This window comes from Chryseobacterium sp. HNCC26DJ241, assembly GCF_057180505.1.
In genome coordinates this window covers 1-15,301 of record NZ_JBXUGL010000012.1, presented here as the reverse complement: position 1 = coordinate 15,301, position 15,301 = coordinate 1, and the positions used below count along the sequence as shown (strand labels likewise).

General features: G+C 32.1%; 18 protein-coding genes. 9 read left to right on the top strand and 9 right to left on the bottom strand.

Annotation, left to right across the window (positions count from 1 at the left end):
• Window positions 1-41: 41 nt before the first annotated feature.
• Genes AC2A1C_RS07690 through AC2A1C_RS07680 form a run of 3 tightly spaced genes read left to right on the top strand, consistent with a single transcriptional unit; the run spans window position 42 to window position 2,786 of the window.
• Entirely contained in the window at window positions 42-635 is a 594-nt protein-coding gene (locus AC2A1C_RS07690) for a riboflavin synthase (RefSeq protein WP_484024966.1), read from the top strand.
• Window positions 628-2,085: an ATP-binding protein gene (locus AC2A1C_RS07685; RefSeq protein ID WP_484024964.1), complete on the top strand. Its 1,458-nt coding sequence runs from the start codon at window positions 628-630 to the stop codon at window positions 2,083-2,085. The genes AC2A1C_RS07690 and AC2A1C_RS07685 overlap by 8 nt, the downstream gene beginning before the upstream one ends.
• 5 nt (window positions 2,086-2,090) lie before the next feature.
• A complete protein-coding gene (locus AC2A1C_RS07680) occupies window positions 2,091-2,786 on the top strand; it encodes a tRNA1(Val) (adenine(37)-N6)-methyltransferase (RefSeq protein WP_484024962.1) in 696 nt (231 codons plus the stop codon).
• Here AC2A1C_RS07680 and AC2A1C_RS07675 read toward each other — a convergent pair whose 3' ends face one another.
• Together AC2A1C_RS07675 and rpmH are read right to left on the bottom strand one after the other, a co-directional pair.
• Window positions 2,787-3,497, bottom strand: a complete 711-nt coding sequence (locus AC2A1C_RS07675) for a cell division ATP-binding protein FtsE (RefSeq protein WP_484024960.1) — start codon at window positions 3,495-3,497, stop codon at window positions 2,787-2,789.
• 178 nt (window positions 3,498-3,675) lie between these two features.
• Window positions 3,676-3,834 (bottom strand): 50S ribosomal protein L34, encoded by a 159-nt coding sequence (gene rpmH / locus AC2A1C_RS07670; protein ID WP_162031914.1) that lies wholly within the window; start codon window positions 3,832-3,834, stop codon window positions 3,676-3,678.
• A gap of 232 nt (window positions 3,835-4,066) precedes the next feature.
• On the opposite strand from rpmH, the gene AC2A1C_RS07665 reads away from it, so the two are divergent.
• From AC2A1C_RS07665 to AC2A1C_RS07650, 4 genes are all read left to right on the top strand, one after another.
• Window positions 4,067-4,228, top strand: coding sequence for a hypothetical protein (locus tag AC2A1C_RS07665; protein ID WP_484024958.1), 162 nt, complete (start codon window positions 4,067-4,069; stop codon window positions 4,226-4,228).
• A 3-nt stretch (window positions 4,229-4,231) separates the two neighbouring features.
• On the top strand, window positions 4,232-4,846 hold the full coding sequence (locus tag AC2A1C_RS07660; RefSeq protein WP_484024957.1) for a choice-of-anchor J domain-containing protein: 615 nt from the start codon (window positions 4,232-4,234) through the stop codon (window positions 4,844-4,846).
• A gap of 135 nt (window positions 4,847-4,981) precedes the next feature.
• Complete coding sequence (locus AC2A1C_RS07655; protein WP_484024955.1) at window positions 4,982-5,986, top strand: DHH family phosphoesterase; 1,005 nt, start codon at window positions 4,982-4,984, stop codon at window positions 5,984-5,986.
• A 131-nt stretch (window positions 5,987-6,117) separates the two neighbouring features.
• Window positions 6,118-8,130: a choice-of-anchor J domain-containing protein gene (locus AC2A1C_RS07650; protein WP_484024953.1), complete on the top strand. Its 2,013-nt coding sequence runs from the start codon at window positions 6,118-6,120 to the stop codon at window positions 8,128-8,130.
• 77 nt (window positions 8,131-8,207) lie between these two features.
• Here the strand turns inward: AC2A1C_RS07650 and AC2A1C_RS07645 are convergent, their stop codons facing one another.
• The 4 genes from AC2A1C_RS07645 to tilS all read right to left on the bottom strand — a co-directional run bounded on the left by AC2A1C_RS07645 (window position 8,208) and on the right by tilS (window position 11,580).
• Window positions 8,208-8,990: an alpha/beta fold hydrolase gene (locus tag AC2A1C_RS07645; protein ID WP_484024951.1), complete on the bottom strand. Its 783-nt coding sequence runs from the start codon at window positions 8,988-8,990 to the stop codon at window positions 8,208-8,210.
• Between the two features lie 25 nt (window positions 8,991-9,015).
• Window positions 9,016-9,522: a hypothetical protein gene (locus tag AC2A1C_RS07640; protein ID WP_484024949.1), complete on the bottom strand. Its 507-nt coding sequence runs from the start codon at window positions 9,520-9,522 to the stop codon at window positions 9,016-9,018.
• A gap of 99 nt (window positions 9,523-9,621) precedes the next feature.
• Entirely contained in the window at window positions 9,622-10,140 is a 519-nt protein-coding gene (locus tag AC2A1C_RS07635) for an ExbD/TolR family protein (protein ID WP_484024948.1), read from the bottom strand.
• 132 nt (window positions 10,141-10,272) lie between these two features.
• Window positions 10,273-11,580, bottom strand: a complete 1,308-nt coding sequence (tilS, locus tag AC2A1C_RS07630; protein WP_484024946.1) for a tRNA lysidine(34) synthetase TilS — start codon at window positions 11,578-11,580, stop codon at window positions 10,273-10,275.
• Window positions 11,581-11,717: 137 nt separating this feature from the next.
• Here tilS and AC2A1C_RS07625 point away from each other — a divergent pair, with 137 nt between their 5' ends.
• Window positions 11,718-12,554: an OmpA family protein gene (locus AC2A1C_RS07625; protein ID WP_484024944.1), complete on the top strand. Its 837-nt coding sequence runs from the start codon at window positions 11,718-11,720 to the stop codon at window positions 12,552-12,554.
• Window positions 12,555-12,591: 37 nt separating this feature from the next.
• Here the strand turns inward: AC2A1C_RS07625 and AC2A1C_RS07620 are convergent, their stop codons facing one another.
• The 3 genes from AC2A1C_RS07620 to AC2A1C_RS07610 are packed head-to-tail and all read right to left on the bottom strand — an operon-like array spanning window position 12,592 to window position 14,592.
• Complete coding sequence (locus AC2A1C_RS07620) at window positions 12,592-12,966, bottom strand: hypothetical protein (protein ID WP_484024943.1); 375 nt, start codon at window positions 12,964-12,966, stop codon at window positions 12,592-12,594.
• Between the two features lie 26 nt (window positions 12,967-12,992).
• A complete protein-coding gene (locus AC2A1C_RS07615) occupies window positions 12,993-14,015 on the bottom strand; it encodes a hypothetical protein (protein ID WP_484024941.1) in 1,023 nt (340 codons plus the stop codon).
• A 16-nt stretch (window positions 14,016-14,031) separates the two neighbouring features.
• A complete protein-coding gene (locus tag AC2A1C_RS07610) occupies window positions 14,032-14,592 on the bottom strand; it encodes a hypothetical protein (protein ID WP_484024940.1) in 561 nt (186 codons plus the stop codon).
• A 465-nt stretch (window positions 14,593-15,057) separates the two neighbouring features.
• Between AC2A1C_RS07610 and AC2A1C_RS07605 the strand changes: the two genes are divergently transcribed.
• Entirely contained in the window at window positions 15,058-15,252 is a 195-nt protein-coding gene (locus AC2A1C_RS07605; protein WP_484024938.1) for a hypothetical protein, read from the top strand.
• The last annotated feature ends 49 nt before the right edge of the window (window positions 15,253-15,301 follow it).

Here is a 15,301-nt window from a genome sequence, read left to right as displayed (position 1 = left end):
TTGGAAATTAATAGAAAGTACAAATTTAGCAAAATAATAATATGTTCACAGGAATTATTGAAGCAACAGGAAAGGTAGAGAAAATTGAAAGATCGGGAAGCAATATTCATTTTACGTTAAGCTGTCCTTTTACTCATGAATTGAAAATTGACCAAAGCCTTGCTCATAATGGTTGTTGTCTTACGGTGGTGGAAATTTTAGAAAATAAATATGTTGTAACTGCTATTGATGAAACTTTAGAGAAAACCAATCTTGGGAACTGGACAGAAGGAACTGAAGTCAATTTGGAACGTTGCATGAAAATGGATGGAAGATTGGACGGTCATATTGTTCAGGGACATGTAGATAAAACAGCAAAAGTGGTTTCTATTGAAAATAAAGATGGAAGCTATTTCATTACATTTAAATATAATGAAGGAGGAAACTTCGTAACAGTTCCGCAAGGTTCTATTACGGTGAACGGTATCAGCCTGACAGTTGCAAAAAGTGAAGATTTTTGTTTTTCTGTAGCCATTATTCCGTATACTTGGGAATTTACCAATATGAAACATTTGAAAACAGGAGATTTAGTAAATCTTGAATTTGATATTATTGGAAAATATATTTCTAAGCTAATGAAAAAACAAAATGTCTAATAATTCCGGATATCGAAGCTATAGTCTTCGGAATAAAATTTTTTGGGGATTCATGCTTATCTGTATCCTAAGTATTTTGGGATCGGCAGTATTGTCTTTTTTTATTCTGAGGAATAATGCTTCTGAACAAAGCCGCACACAAATGCAGAAAAAATCGGATGCAATGATGTCTGCATTGGACTATGCGGTAAGCCACACTCAGGTACAAACTAGTGATCTTCCGGAAATTCTCGGAAACGAAATTTTTGAAATTTCCGATATCAATAAACAAGATATTATTCTTTACGATTTGAGGGGAAATTATATTCTTTCCAATAAAGATTTTAATTTGGTTTCGCAGAAAAAAGTTTCTTTAGAAATTGTAAATCAGCTTTTGGCTTCGGATAAAAGGATAGATAAAAAAAGCTACGACGAAAAAACCCAAAGTACCATCACTTCTTCGTATATGATTTTGAAGAATAATATGTTGGAACCCATCGCAATTGTTTATTTTCCTTATTATCATAATGATTCTGCGTATTTGGATGTATTCAACAAGTATGTGAAGTATATTATTCTTATTGATATTTTTATCATTATTTTCAGTATTTGGCTCAGTTGGATTATTTCAAAAAATCTTACTAATACTTTGACGAGATTTTCAGAAAGAATTAATAGAATTAATTTTTTCCAGAAAGATCTCCGCCCGATTAGATATTATAAAAATGATGAATTGGGTATGTTGGTAAAAGCATACAATAGAATGATTCTTCAGATTCAGGATCAGAAAGAAAGATTGAGCCACACAGAAAGAGAACACGCTTGGAGAGAAATGGCAAAACAAGTTGCCCATGAAGTGAAAAATCCGCTCACTCCGATGAAACTCACTATTCAAAATTTTGAACGAAAGTTTGATCCAAATGATCCTCTTATTTTTGAAAAAGTAAAAAAAATGAGTTCTACAATGGTGGATCAGATTGATCTGATTGCGGCCGTTGCCAGTGCATTTTCACAGTTTGCCCAGTTGCCGGAAAAATATAATGAAGTTTTTAATCTTCCTCAGGAAATTTCCAATATTATTGAAATTTTTAGTGGAGACAAGATATTTCTTCATACCAATAGAGACGATATCACCATAAGTATGGATAAAATTTATCTAAACCGGATTATTACCAATCTTGTTACTAATGCAAAACAAGCAGAGGTTCCCGGAAAAGAAATGATTATCAATATAGATATAGAACAGGTGAATAAAAGAATAACAATAACTGTGGAAGATAATGGACATGGCATTCCGGAAGAAATTCTGGGAAGAGTTTTTGAGCCAAATTTTACTTCCAAAAATTCTGGAATGGGATTAGGTTTGACTATGGTTCGGAAAATGATAGAGGATTATAACGGAGAGGTTACAGTAAAATCGGAAGCGGGAAAAGGGACAAAATTTATCATTTCTTTGCCATCTAATATTTAAACGAAGTGAAGCCTTTTCATTTTCAGCAGTTCAGGATTTTACAATCAAAAGAAGTATTTCGGGTAGGAACCGACGGAGTTTTGCTGGGAGCATTTGCTTCGGTAGAAAATGCATATAAAATTCTGGAAGTTGGAACAGGGACTGGTTTGATTTCGTTGATGCTCGCTCAGAGAAATCCAAATGCAAATATTCATGCTCTGGATATTTCTCCAATTTCAAACGAACTCTCTGCAAAAAATTTTGAAAATTCCAAATTCAGAGGCAGACTTTTTTCTTTTCAGCAGGATTTTAAAGATTTTCAAAGTGAAACCCAATTTGATTTAATCGTCTCCAATCCTCCCTATTTTGAGGAAAATGATTCTACAAAAGATGTTTTGGCTCGGCAAAAAACCGAATTGAATTTTTTAGAATTAATTAAAAAATCGGCTGAATTGATTTTAGAAAAAGGAATATTTTCTGTGATTATTCCATCTGATTCAGCGAATGATTTTATTGCAGAAGCGTCAAATTTTCAGTTTAAATTATTTAGAAAAATTAATATTTTCGGAATTAAAGGAGGAGCTTTAAAACGAAATATCCTGGAATTTTCTAAAACAGCCTTCCCTGTGGAAATTGTAAATTTTACGATAGAAAAAAGTCCGAGAAAATATTCGGACTCCTATCTTGAACTCACTAAAGAGTTTCATATTTTCAAAAAATAATTATTCGAAAAGTTCGGCCGTATCCAAAACGGTTACTTTTCCGTCTTCACAACGAATTGCTTCCCCCGGAAAATTATGAATCATGTGATAATCATGGGTAGCCATTACAACAGCACAGTGATTTTCCTGAGCAACTTGTTTCAGCAATGTCATAATATCATTGGAAGTTTCCGGATCTAAGTTTCCTGTAGGTTCGTCTGCTAAGATAAGTTCCGGATGATTGAGAAGTGCTCTTGCAATAGCGACACGTTGTTGTTCGCCTCCGGAAAGTTCATGTGGCATTTTGTGTTTTTTTGTTTTCATGCCAACACTTCCGAGAACTTCATTTATTCTGTCATCAATTTTTATTTTGTCTTTCCAACCGGTTGCTTCCAGTACAAATTTTAAATTTTTTTCTACGGTTCTGTCCGGTAAAAGTTGAAAATCCTGAAATACGATTCCAAGTTTTCTTCTGAGATTAGGGATATCGGAAACCTTTAAAGTAGCCAAATCATATCCTGCTACATTTCCTTCACCAGCTCCTAATGGAATGTGTCCGTACAAAGTTTTCAAAAGCGAACTTTTTCCGGAACCGGTTTTCCCGATCAAATAGCAGAATTTTCCTGTTTTTATGTGGAGATTCACGTTATTAAGAACGGTAAAATTCTTTTGGGCAATCTTTGCATTTGAAAGATTGATGATGTTTTCTCCTGTTATATGTCTATGAGGCATTTTTAATATAATTGATAAATAGTGAAAATAAACTAATGGGTTTTGAAAAACTCATTTTTATGACAAATCAAAAATAGTTAAAACTTGTTTCAGAAGAAAAATTTTAGCAAATTTTAACAAACAAAAAATGCCTGAAAAAATACTTTTCAAGCATAATTTGTATATGATAATGCAGAAATTATCTTTTAGCGCGTGAAGCACTTACAGTTAATCTCTTTCTGCCTTTAGCTCTTCTTGCAGCAAGAACTCTTCTACCGTTTGGCGTAGACATTCTTTCTCTGAAACCGTGTTTGTTTCTTTTCTTTCTCTCTGATGGTTGGAATGTTCTTTTACTCATTACTTCAGTTTATAAAGTGTTCGTATTGTTCTAAATTTTCAGGTTGCAAAGATAGATAAATTTTTATAATTCGCAAATTAATTTTCGAATTTTTGGATCAGTGTTTTAATTATTCTGTTTCTTTTTACTATCAATAGGGTATTTATAAGAAGTATAATATTTTTCTGAAAAAAATATAAAAGTTTTTAAAAAAAAAATTTATGTTTGGAGTTGAAATTAAACTAAACTATCTATGAAAAGAAAATTATTTTTTTACTTGTTTATGCTAAGTGTTGTTTCTAAAGCGCAAGCGTTTACCGAAAATTTTGATATTCCACCACCTGATGGTTGGTCTTATATCAATAACGGAAGCCCAGATTATAACGAACAATGGGGATATTGGACAAATTATTGAGAAATGATACCGCATAGTGGAAATTTTATGGCAGGAATACAGTTTTCTTCCAGTTATACTCATGATGATTATTTAGTAACTCCTCAATTCCAAGTAATAGAAGGAATTTCGGATAAGCTATCATTCTATGCTAATAATTACAGTGGTAGTTTTCAGGAAACGATCAGTGTGCTTGTTTCTGAAACTGATGCTACTTCCGAAGCATTTACGCAGACTATTGTTGCCGATCTTGCTCCAACTTCAGGAGCATGGACAAAGTATGAGTATGATCTTGCACCTTATATTGGAAAAAATATTTATATCGCTTTTCATTCCGGTACAACATTTAAATGGTTTGTGGGCATTGATGATGTAGAGGTTTCTGGAAATACTTTGGCAACTATAGATATAAATAAAAATAAAGCATTCTTGTATCCGAATCCTTTTCAAGATGTATTAAATATTTCCGAACTAGAAAACGTTAAAGCAATTTCCATATCGGATGTTTCCGGAAAAACCGTGAAAAATGTAAAAGTGGATAAGCAACTGGATGTATCGGATTTAAAAGCAGGATTATATTTTATCACTTTAATTATGGAAGATGGAAGTGTAAAGACACTGAAGGCAATTAAAAAATAAATTTGATAAAATTAAATTTTTACGATCGTTTCTTGTGCTAGGCAAGAGACGATTTTTTTATGAACATGTTCTTTTGTAGAATTCTGCCAAGCTCATTAGGAATTCTTATATTTGAACCTCAAAATATCCTTTAAAATGTTTACATCATCTGAACTTTTAGAAATTAAAAGCCTTCTCAAGCCGGAAAATAAAATTGCCATTATTACACATTATAATCCAGACGGAGATGCTGTTGGAAGTTCTTTAGGATTAAAACATTTTTTAAATGCAAAAGGTCTATCAGCCGAAGTTATAGTTCCTAATGATTTTCCAAGATTCTTGAAATGGATGCCTGAAGCAAAAAAAGTTACCATTGCAGATTACAAAAGAAAAAAAGCATGGGAAATGATTGACAATGCTGATGTTTTATTTATTTTGGACTTCAATGCATCTCATAGAAGTGGGAATTTGGTGGGACCATGGATAGAAAAATCAAAAGCTGTAAAAATTCTTATTGATCATCATCAGCAGCCGGAGCATTTTAATTTTGTGTATTCTGATACTTCTATCCCCGCCACATGTCAGATGGTTTATCATTTTATTGAGGCTTTGGAGGAAGAAAATTTAATAAATCAAGATATCGCAGAATGTTTATACACTGGAATTATGACGGATACAGGCGGATTTCGTTTTCGTTCGACTAGTGCAACTACACATAGGATTATTGCCAATCTTATTGAAAAAGGTGCTGATCCGGCAAAAATTACCTCAAATACTTGGGATACAAATACGGTGTCAAGACTTCATCTTTTATCTCTGATTTTGAGCCGAATTGAAGTAGTGAATGATGGAGAAATTGCAATTCTCTACCTTACAAGAGAAGAACTCAAACAATATGGTTTTGAAAAAGGAGATACAGAAGGTTTTGTGAATTATGGATTGAGTATTGCAGGAACAAAGATGGCAGCGTTTTTTATGGAAGATCTTTATGAGGATTTTATCAAAATTTCTTTCCGTAGCAAGGATGATTTAGACGTAAACCAATTTTCCAGAAAATACTTTAATGGAGGAGGCCATATCAATGCTGCCGGAGGAAAATATTTCAAAGACATTCAAAATACTATTGAGGATTTTAAGGAAAAAGTCAATTTATGGAATTAAGCAATTAATGATACTATTGCTATAAATAATTATGTAGATATATAGTAAAGGGTTTTTTTTATCAAAAAAAATTCTTTTTTTTTGATAAAAAAATATATCTTTGGGATGATAATTTTTTAAAATCAATTTATATGAAGAAATTTTTACTATCAAGCCTATTAGCATTAGGTGTTGGTGTAAATGCGCAGTATGTGGTTTTTCAAGACAGTTTTGAAAGCTATACTGATTTTGCAATTACTGGCGTTGGTAGCTGGACGCTTACCGATGTAGACTTAAAACCAACTTATGGATTTTCGGGAGTTACTTTTGCAAATAGTGGTGTTGCAAAATCTTTTCAGGTTTTTAATTCTACAGCGACAACTCCGGCATTAACTCCGTCTGCAACCTCTAACTGGGCTGCAAGAACAGGAAGTAAAAACATGGTATGTTTTGCTTCAAACGCTACTCCTTGGAATAATGACTGGTTGATTTCTCCTCAAGTACAATTGGCTGCTGATGGAGGATCGTTAAGCTTTTGGGCAAAATCTTGTGATACTAGTTATGGTGCAGAAAAATTTCAGGTGTTTATCTCTACAACAGGAACGGCTGTTGCTGATTTTACAGCGCTTCCGCCTGCTGGTGTAGTAACAACTCCTGCAGATATTACTTGGCACGAATATACGTATGACTTAAGTGCCTATGCAGGGCAACAAGTATATATTGGTATTCAATGTACTTCACAAGATCAATTTGGCTTTGCAGTTGATGATTTCAAAATTACGACGAGTATTGCTCCAACTACAGCACCTGGTTGTAGTACTCTTACTTCACCTGCAAATGGAGCAACCAATGTTGCAACAACTGCTACTAGCTTAACTTGGAATGCGTCTTCTGGAGCAGAATCTTATGATGTGTATATGGATACTAACACTGATCCTACAACTTTAGTAGGAAATGTTACAGGTACAAGTTACACTTCTGCAAGCAATCTATCTCCCAACACTACATATTACTGGAAAGTGCTTCCAAAAAATACAGTAGGTTCCGCAACTGGATGTTCTGTTTATTCATTTACGACAAAAACGCCTAATCCACCAGGTTGTGTTTCTAGTACTACTCCTGCGGATGGAGCAACAGGTGTTGTGTATGGAACTACACCATTATCTTGGTCTGCTCCTACAACAGGTGGAACTCCAACAGGATATGATGTGTACTGGGGAACAAATTCTTCAAGTTTATCATTATTAGGAACAGTTACTGGTACAACAGCTAATGTTACGAACACTACAGCTAATACTACATATTACTGGCAAGTAGTTCCGAAAAATGCAGATGGATCCGCAACAGGATGTTCTGTTTATTCACTTACTACACAAAGCAATCCGTTCGCGCCATATTGTAGTGGAAGTCTTACTTATTCAAGTGGTGTAGAGCCTATTACAGGTGTTGCAATCGCTGATATGACCAATACTTCTTCGGCTGCTACCACTAGTTCTTCTCACGAATCATTTATAAATAAAGTGGCTACAGTAGAACAAGGTAAAACATATCCAATTACTTTACAAGCTTACACTGGAGGTAATTTTTATAACAGATTTACAGTATTTGTAGACTGGAATCAGGATGGAGATTTTGTAGATGCTGGAGAGGCATATTTTGGTAGTGCAGCTACTCTTCTTCAAATCAACAATTCTACTGGTGTAGATGGTAAAACAGTTGTAGGAAATATCGCAGTTCCAGCTGGCGCTACATTAGGAAATACTAGAATGAGAATTAAAAAGAATTATGCTACTCAAACTTCTACTACTTATTTCTTAAGCCCATGTTATTCTTCTGGTACTTCACTTACTTCAACTTCAGGAACTACTGGTTATGGACAAGCTGAGGATTATACAATCAACGTTGTAGCAGCAGGAACTTTCGCTGTAAGTGAAACTTCTAAAAATAAAGTTTCCGTATATCCAAATCCGATGAATGATGTTTTAAATATCGTTTCTGCTGATAAAAAAGTAGAAGAGGTTTCTTTCTATTCTGCGGATGGAAAACTAGTTAAAGTATCTAAAGGTTCTACTGCTGTAGATGTTCAAGGTTTAGCTTCAGGAGTTTATATTGTAAAAGTGAAATCTTCAAATGGAGAGCAAACTTTCAAAGTAATCAAGAACTAATATTTGAATCAATATTATATAAATAAAGACTGCAAATTTGCAGTCTTTATTGTTTTGAAAAAATATTCAAAAAATATTTATAGAACGATGTGTTTTGGAAAATTATGAAGAAGCTCTGTATTGATGATTGCTGAGCATACTTCCGGTTTTTCCCAATGTCCATTGTGTCCGCAATCCAAAATATAAGATTTGATATTTGTTTTGTCGGGTAGATTTTTAATGACATTTTCTGTTTTTACGGCGTTATCATATTTTCCTGCAATAATGAGAATTTTAGCATCCAATTGCTCCATGACGGAAATTCGGTCTGGTCTTTCAATCATCCCTTTTACACAAGCTAATGCACCGATATTATCTGTGGAAAGTGCGATTTGTTTTGCAATATTTATTTTTCCTTCCAGAATATCCCATTCATTGGAATTGAAAAGATTAGGAATTCCTGCATTTACATAATGAGGGAAAGCATCTTTTATAATTCTGAAACTTTTTCTTCTTTGCTCTTTCTTTTCTTCATCATCGGCAAAATAGGAGGAGAAAAAGAGTGTCAGGCTTTTTAAATATTTTGGAAATTTTTCAGCAAAAGCAAGAGAAACGTAACCTCCCATTGAATGTCCCAAAAGATGAACATTCTCCAAATCCAAATCATCTAAAACATTTTTTACTTCTTCTGCCATCATTTCCATCGTATGGATTTCTCCCAATTTTTCAGATTCTCCGTGACCAGGTAAATCGATTTTTAGTAAAGAAAATTCTTTGGAAAGATAAGGTTCCATATCATTCCAAATGCTCAAATTTTCCATAAAACCGTGAAGTAAAACCAATACTTCCTTTCCGTGACCGGACATTCTGAAGTTTAACATGATGATGAATTTTGGATATTTAAAGTTATAATTTTATATCAACATAATCTATAAAACCGGAAGAATTCACCATATCTTGAAGTCTCCATGTTTTTCCGCCGTCTTTACTCATGAAGGTTTTGGTGCCTTTTCTTGTATACACTTTTCCGTTGTCATTTTCTTGAAGGCTTTGAGAAATTTCTCCTGTAAAATTAAAATGCTTTTCGGAAACCCGAATTCCTGATCCATTGATTTTTGCATAATTTTTTCCGGATTTTATTTCGCCTTTTATTTCATATTCGTCGTGGTTGCCTTCCACTTTTTTGAATGTTACATTTCCACTTCCCGAAATTCCATTATGCAAGAATGTATGAGTACCACTCATATTTTCAAAATGGTTTTTATTGCGGATGCTGTCGTTTATCTTATTTCGGACAACATTTATGGAATCTATGATTTTTGTGCTGTCAATCTCTTTTTCATTTGAAATTGTATCTGTTTTTTTACAAGAGAAAATCAGCGATAATGCCAATAAAGGAAGTATTTTTTTCATTACTAAAAGTTTTTTCAAAAATATAAAAATGAACATTAAAAGAAAAGCGCTGTCAGAGCTTTAAACTCTAACAGCGCTCTATGAAAATATTTTTTTCAGCTACTTTACAACTTCTTCATAAGTGGTTTTTTCTAAAGGTTTTATGTCTGAAATTCCGTAGCGTTCACTTTTTGTAATCGCCATATTGTCGAGAATATCAACAAAATTTTTATAATTGGCTTCATCCGTTGGTTTTATAATGACCGTGAAATTTTCAGGTATTGGAGCTGCTTTTTTATAGGAAGTAATCAGTTTGGAAATTTCCATTCCTTGCATGGTTGTTTCTTTAAGATCAGAAGGTTTTAAATCTTTCAGCTCTTTTTGATAATAGAAAACTCTATTATTTTCACCCAAAATAAAAGTAAGCTGATTCCGATAATCAATTACACTGTGATTTGGACCCGAATCTTTTGCAGGAAGTCCAAGATCCATCACATTTGGTTTGGAAAAATTAGTTGTAAACATGAAAAACGTAATAAGCAGAAATCCCAAATCTACCATTGGAGTCATATCTACACGAATTAGTTTTTTGCGGGAAGTTTTCTTGTTCCCACTTTCAGGAGTTATTACTTCGGCCATAATTGTATTTTTAAAAATTAAACAAAAATTGAAATTCAATTAATAAGAACTATTAATCTTTGTTAAAAAATACAAACTCTGTACCTTTAGCACAAATTCGTTAAAAAGGTGTTTGAAAAAGTAAAGAATAAATTAAAAATACACATTTAAAATATTCGCTGAGTTGGAGTTAGCTGCAAATCTTCGATCTTGCCGAAAAGGAATTATTCCCAAAATTTCATTATTTCCATCGCACAAAAGCCATATTTTTTGTTTGTCCAAAATCGATAACTTTTCATCCTTAAAAAATTTGGAAACTTTCTTTTTGCCTGTCATTCCTGAAGGAAAAAAGAAATCTCCTTCTTTTTTGTGCCTTAAGAATAAAGGAAAAATGAGTTTATTTACATCCAATTTCCAGATTTTATTTTCAGAAGTGCTATCAAGATAATCAGAAAGATGGATTTCAAAATTTTTAGATTCAGCAGAATTAAAATCTTCTATCAAAAGAATTTCTTCTTCATGCTTCGTATTTCTAACTTCATACTTCTGATTTATAATCAATTCATTTCTGTTCACTAAAAGCTGAAAGTTTTCCGAATGAAAAATGCTTCCGGTTGCTGCTTCAAAAATTTTTTTGATTTCATTTTCATCATTAAAACCGAATTTTCGAAGAATTTCAAATTTTACGAACGGAGATTCATGCAAAAGCTGTTCTTTGTTGAGAATAATAGTTTCATCTTTTTTCGTGGAAATTTTCTCCAAAAAATCTTCTATTTTTTCTTCAACGAAGTTTTTAGTTTGAGAAAGATGATCTAAACTTTTGCTGAAACTATCCAGAAAATTTTTGTTGGTTTCCAGTAGTTTCGGAACAATTTCATTTCTGATTTTGTTTCGCAGATAATCATTTTTTTGGTTGCTTTTGTCTTCTCGGAATTCAATATTATTTTCTTTCGCAAAATTGTAAATTTCCTTTTTGGAAAAGGGAAGGAGTGGCCGCAAAATTCTGTTTTCGTTTTTAGGAATTCCGCTTAGACCTTTGATTCCGCTTCCTCTGGAAAGATTGATGATAAACGTTTCCAGCTCATCATTCAGATGATGCGCCGTTACCAAAAAATCCAGTTTTTCTTTATTCAAAGTTTTCCGAAAAAAATCGTACCGTAAATTTCTTGCCCATAATTGAATGGAATTTTCAGGTTTTTCAGTTTCTGAAACTTTATAAAGATGAAATTTAATCCCATTTTTCAAGCAAAAGTTTTCTACCAATTTCTGATCAGAATCTGAATCTTCTCCACGCAATTTGTAATTGATATGAGCAATTTCAAATTTCAAATTTTGGGCTTTGAATAGAAAAGCCAAAACTATAGAATCTACACCGCCACTTACAGCAAGTAGAAATTTTTTTTCACCGATATTTTGTGAAAGACTTTGAAGATTCTTTTGAAAATTTTCTAAGGAAAGCATCTTGAAATTTTTAATGATTTCTAAAATTAAGCAAAGATAAAGTACTTTTTAAAAATGAATTTGTATTTTTGGAGGAAAGATGGCTCTTTTTTTGATGCCTCTAAACCATAAATTTTAATTATTCTAAAAAGCTTTATATGAAATTAGGGAAAATTTTAGCCATAGGAATTATGGCCGTTACAATGACCAGCTGTGTGAGCAAAAAGCAATATGATGCATTGAATTTGAATTACAAGCAATGTATTGAAAATATTGGTGAAAGACAGCGGGAAATTCAGGATCTTAAAAGCCAGAATGCAGGCTTGCAAAGCGAAAACAATTTGCTGAAAGATCAAAATAATGCTCTGAAAAGTTCTTTGGATGCTTGCTTGGCAAACACGGGAAAATCTTCAGCTAATATTGATAAATTGGTGGGAGAGATCAATGCTTCGAATTCTTACATCAAACAATTGATATCTTCAAAAAGCAGAAATGATAGTTTGAATCTTGCATTGTCCAATAAACTAAAACGTTCTTTGGATAATATTGCTGACGCAGATGTAGACGTAAAAGTATTGAAAGGAGTAGTAATGATTTCACTTTCGGATAAGATGCTTTACAAAACCGGAGATTATAATATTTTGCCGGCAGCTCAGGAAGTTTTGGGTAAAGTAGCAAGAGTAATTAATGATTATGATAAATATTCTGTATTGATTGAAGGAAATACGGATAATGTTCCTTTAAGTTCTGCCAATCTTCCAAAAGATAACTGGGATCTTTCTGCTTTGAGAGCTACTTCAGTGGCAAAAATTTTGCAAACGCAGTTTGGAGTTGATCCTTCGAGAATTACAGCTGGAGGTAGAAGTGAATACAATCCGAAATCTACTAATATGAGCGTTTCCGGACGTGCAGAAAACCGAAGAACGGAAATTATCATTATGCCAAAACTGGACGAATTCATGCAACTGATGGATATTGCTCCGGTGAAGAAATAATATAAATAAAATCCCAAATTTTTTTTGGGATTTTATTTTAAATACTAGTAAGTTCATTTTCGGCAAATGTTGCAGAATTGCCATCATCGAATAGTATTTTATATAAATAAAAAATCTGTGAAGTAGTAGGATCTTTAAGTGGGATTATTTTTTTTATAACTGCTTTTTTTCCCTCAGTTGTTACTTTTTGGCCTACACGAAATAAAGGTTGGTTACTAATCCTGTCTAATGTTTCTGTAATAGTTTGAAACTCTTGGTCATTTAGGATATAATTTCCATTTATTTTTTCGAAGCTTATAGCAAAATTGTTTTTATTTTTTTTCTTAATGCTACCAATAGCTCCTTTTTTTACAGTGAATATTTCATTTTCTAATTCAAGATCATCATTTAATTGAAAATAATACGTTTCCATGCCTTAGGTTTTTAAAGTTATTTTTATTATAAGTCTGGTTTTATTTTATCCCAAATTGCTTTTAATCTTTTTATTTCAAAATCTACTTCATCATTATTCATTTTATCGAATTTTGAAAGATCAATTTCTTTGGCTAATATTTCTTTTGCTTTTTGAAGTTTATACCTCTCAATGTCAAGGTCTGTTTTATTTTGCTTGAAATCTGTAAGTTCTGATATTTCATCTGTTTGAATGGTATTTCCTGAGCTATCTGTGGTGTTAAGTTTTTTAGGGAAGATTGCTTTTGAGGCAGCAAGAATATTAACAGATTGCCTTAGAACATCAAATCCCGCTTTCATGACATCTGTATCATCAAGTCTTACTCCTTTTATAGTGAAATTATTATTGTAATCTCCACTTTTTTCCTCTGTTTCAGGATTAGGATTTGCTCTTAGAAGGATAGCAATATCAGAATGTCCCCATTTTGTTTTCACATAATTATTATTGAAATTACTATTCCAGAGTACTTCTTTGTTTTCATTGCTGGTGATAAAAGAATTGTTGATGTCCCCCAATATTGAAAATCTTTGCCTTGGAGATATTGATGCAGCTGCTAGTTTTTTTACAGAATCATCATTAAGTAATTTTTCCGTCATATTAGAGCTGCTTTCGCTGCCTTTCATAGCATTGGAAAGGTTTTCTTTCATAGTGTTCATATTCATTCTTATCTCGCTAATGTTTTTAAAAAAATCAATCATGTCATTTTTCTGTAAAGATATTTTCGCATTATTGATGAAATTATTATTGGCAGTGTAAACGTTGTGGATAATATTTTTTACTATTTGTTTTGCCGATTCACTCAGGTCATTGCCTAAAGCATCTATATAGCTTTTGTAGAATGTGTTATAGAATATAATATTGTTGCTTTCGAGTTGCTCGACAAGGAATCTATTCTTTCTATTATCAAATTCTTTTTCTACAAGCTCTCTTTTTGCTACCGATACATCTACTGTTATTGTAGTGCAGCTACAAAAAAGAAGAAACGTTATTGCAAAATATATGTTTTTCATGGGGCTAAAAATTTTATTAGTACGACAATATTTTTTGTATAATCTCTCTCTTTTTATTTTTATCATCAGTTTTTTCCAATTGCTCAAAAGACAAATCAACTAATTTTATATAATTAGTTTTGTCTGTGCTTAGTTCAAGCTTTTGTTTATTGATTTGAGAAGCCTCTTCTAGTTTTTCATTAATAGACATTCTATATATGCTATTCAAAATACTTTGATTATTGGCTAAGCTTGAAATGTTATTAGAAATAGCTTGTGCTCTTCCTGAAAATAATAAAACTAATTCATTCCCATTCTCTTCGGATGCAGTATTATTTTCTTTGTCTGTAGAAATTGGAAATAATCTGGCTTCACTTTGTTGTTTTATTTCGTTGAAATATAAATTGACTGCTTTTTTATCAAAATACCCCGACATATACCTCGAACTTGTTAAAAACGAATGCCCTTTGATGGACACCCTATAATAATTGGGAAGTGTAACTTCATTAATATTATCTTTGTAGTAATGCATATCATTGAATGATACACAGGAAGTTAGAGATAAAACTAAAGCTGATAGAGAATATAAAGTTTTCATGTTTTTTTTGGTAAAATTATTGGATGTAAAAGCAAATGTCAATTACCCTTTTGTGTAATTTTTCATAATCTTATGCGTGAGTTTCTTCGAAGAACAAAACCTTCAAAAAGTTCTTTATATAGGAATAAACTCTTCTAGCGAATCGAAATTTTTATAGATAGAATAGATGGATAAAACATAATTTTTGATGCCGTTCTATTTACTGAGAAAATAATTAAAAATAAAATCAACAAAAAAATCTACAAGTATACTTGTAGATTTTTTTGTGTTATTGGTAGACGTTTTATCGTCAGAATCTGTATGAATTTCGATTTTTGTTTAGTAAATCAATCAATGTTTTAAGTAAGATAACTACTAAAGTATTATCATTATTGAGATTAATATCCAGAAAATAAGAAAATTCAAAATACAGGAGTAAACTGAAAATCCTTTAAAGAGTAGGTACAATTTTAAAACTTATTAATTATGAAAAATTCAATTTTGAAACTTAAAAATGCGAAAAAATTATCAAGAAATGAACAAATTTCAATTTCAGGAGGTAATGGAGGTTGTTGGATAATTACTTGTGGCTTAACACAAGAACAATGCGATGATCTAAATGGACGCATAAATAAAAGCACAGGTTGTTGTGGTTATGTTCCATTAACTCAGTATTGTTAATTTTTACAAAGCATTATCAATTAAAAGTTTATTTGTTATGAAAACATAA

Excerpts from the sequence above, each read along its gene's own strand:
- AC2A1C_RS07650 (WP_484024953.1), top strand. The coding sequence starts at position 6,118 with ATGAAGAAATTTTTACTATCAAGCCTATTAGCATTAGGTGTTGGTGTA.
- AC2A1C_RS07615 (WP_484024941.1), bottom strand. The coding sequence starts at position 14,015 with ATGAAAAACATATATTTTGCAATAACGTTTCTTCTTTTTTGTAGCTGC.
- AC2A1C_RS07635 (WP_484024948.1), bottom strand. The coding sequence starts at position 10,140 with ATGGCCGAAGTAATAACTCCTGAAAGTGGGAACAAGAAAACTTCCCGC.
- AC2A1C_RS07685 (WP_484024964.1), top strand. The coding sequence starts at position 628 with ATGTCTAATAATTCCGGATATCGAAGCTATAGTCTTCGGAATAAAATT.
- AC2A1C_RS07675 (WP_484024960.1), bottom strand. The coding sequence starts at position 3,497 with ATGCCTCATAGACATATAACAGGAGAAAACATCATCAATCTTTCAAAT.
- AC2A1C_RS07655 (WP_484024955.1), top strand. The coding sequence starts at position 4,982 with ATGTTTACATCATCTGAACTTTTAGAAATTAAAAGCCTTCTCAAGCCG.
- AC2A1C_RS07605 (WP_484024938.1), top strand. The coding sequence starts at position 15,058 with ATGAAAAATTCAATTTTGAAACTTAAAAATGCGAAAAAATTATCAAGA.
- tilS (WP_484024946.1), bottom strand. The coding sequence starts at position 11,580 with ATGCTTTCCTTAGAAAATTTTCAAAAGAATCTTCAAAGTCTTTCACAA.
- AC2A1C_RS07665 (WP_484024958.1), top strand. The coding sequence starts at position 4,067 with ATGAAAAGAAAATTATTTTTTTACTTGTTTATGCTAAGTGTTGTTTCT.
- AC2A1C_RS07625 (WP_484024944.1), top strand. The coding sequence starts at position 11,718 with ATGAAATTAGGGAAAATTTTAGCCATAGGAATTATGGCCGTTACAATG.
- AC2A1C_RS07610 (WP_484024940.1), bottom strand. The coding sequence starts at position 14,592 with ATGAAAACTTTATATTCTCTATCAGCTTTAGTTTTATCTCTAACTTCC.
- AC2A1C_RS07620 (WP_484024943.1), bottom strand. The coding sequence starts at position 12,966 with ATGGAAACGTATTATTTTCAATTAAATGATGATCTTGAATTAGAAAAT.
- AC2A1C_RS07690 (WP_484024966.1), top strand. The coding sequence starts at position 42 with ATGTTCACAGGAATTATTGAAGCAACAGGAAAGGTAGAGAAAATTGAA.
- AC2A1C_RS07640 (WP_484024949.1), bottom strand. The coding sequence starts at position 9,522 with ATGAAAAAAATACTTCCTTTATTGGCATTATCGCTGATTTTCTCTTGT.
- rpmH (WP_162031914.1), bottom strand. The coding sequence starts at position 3,834 with ATGAGTAAAAGAACATTCCAACCATCAGAGAGAAAGAAAAGAAACAAA.
- AC2A1C_RS07660 (WP_484024957.1), top strand. The coding sequence starts at position 4,232 with ATGATACCGCATAGTGGAAATTTTATGGCAGGAATACAGTTTTCTTCC.
- AC2A1C_RS07645 (WP_484024951.1), bottom strand. The coding sequence starts at position 8,990 with ATGTTAAACTTCAGAATGTCCGGTCACGGAAAGGAAGTATTGGTTTTA.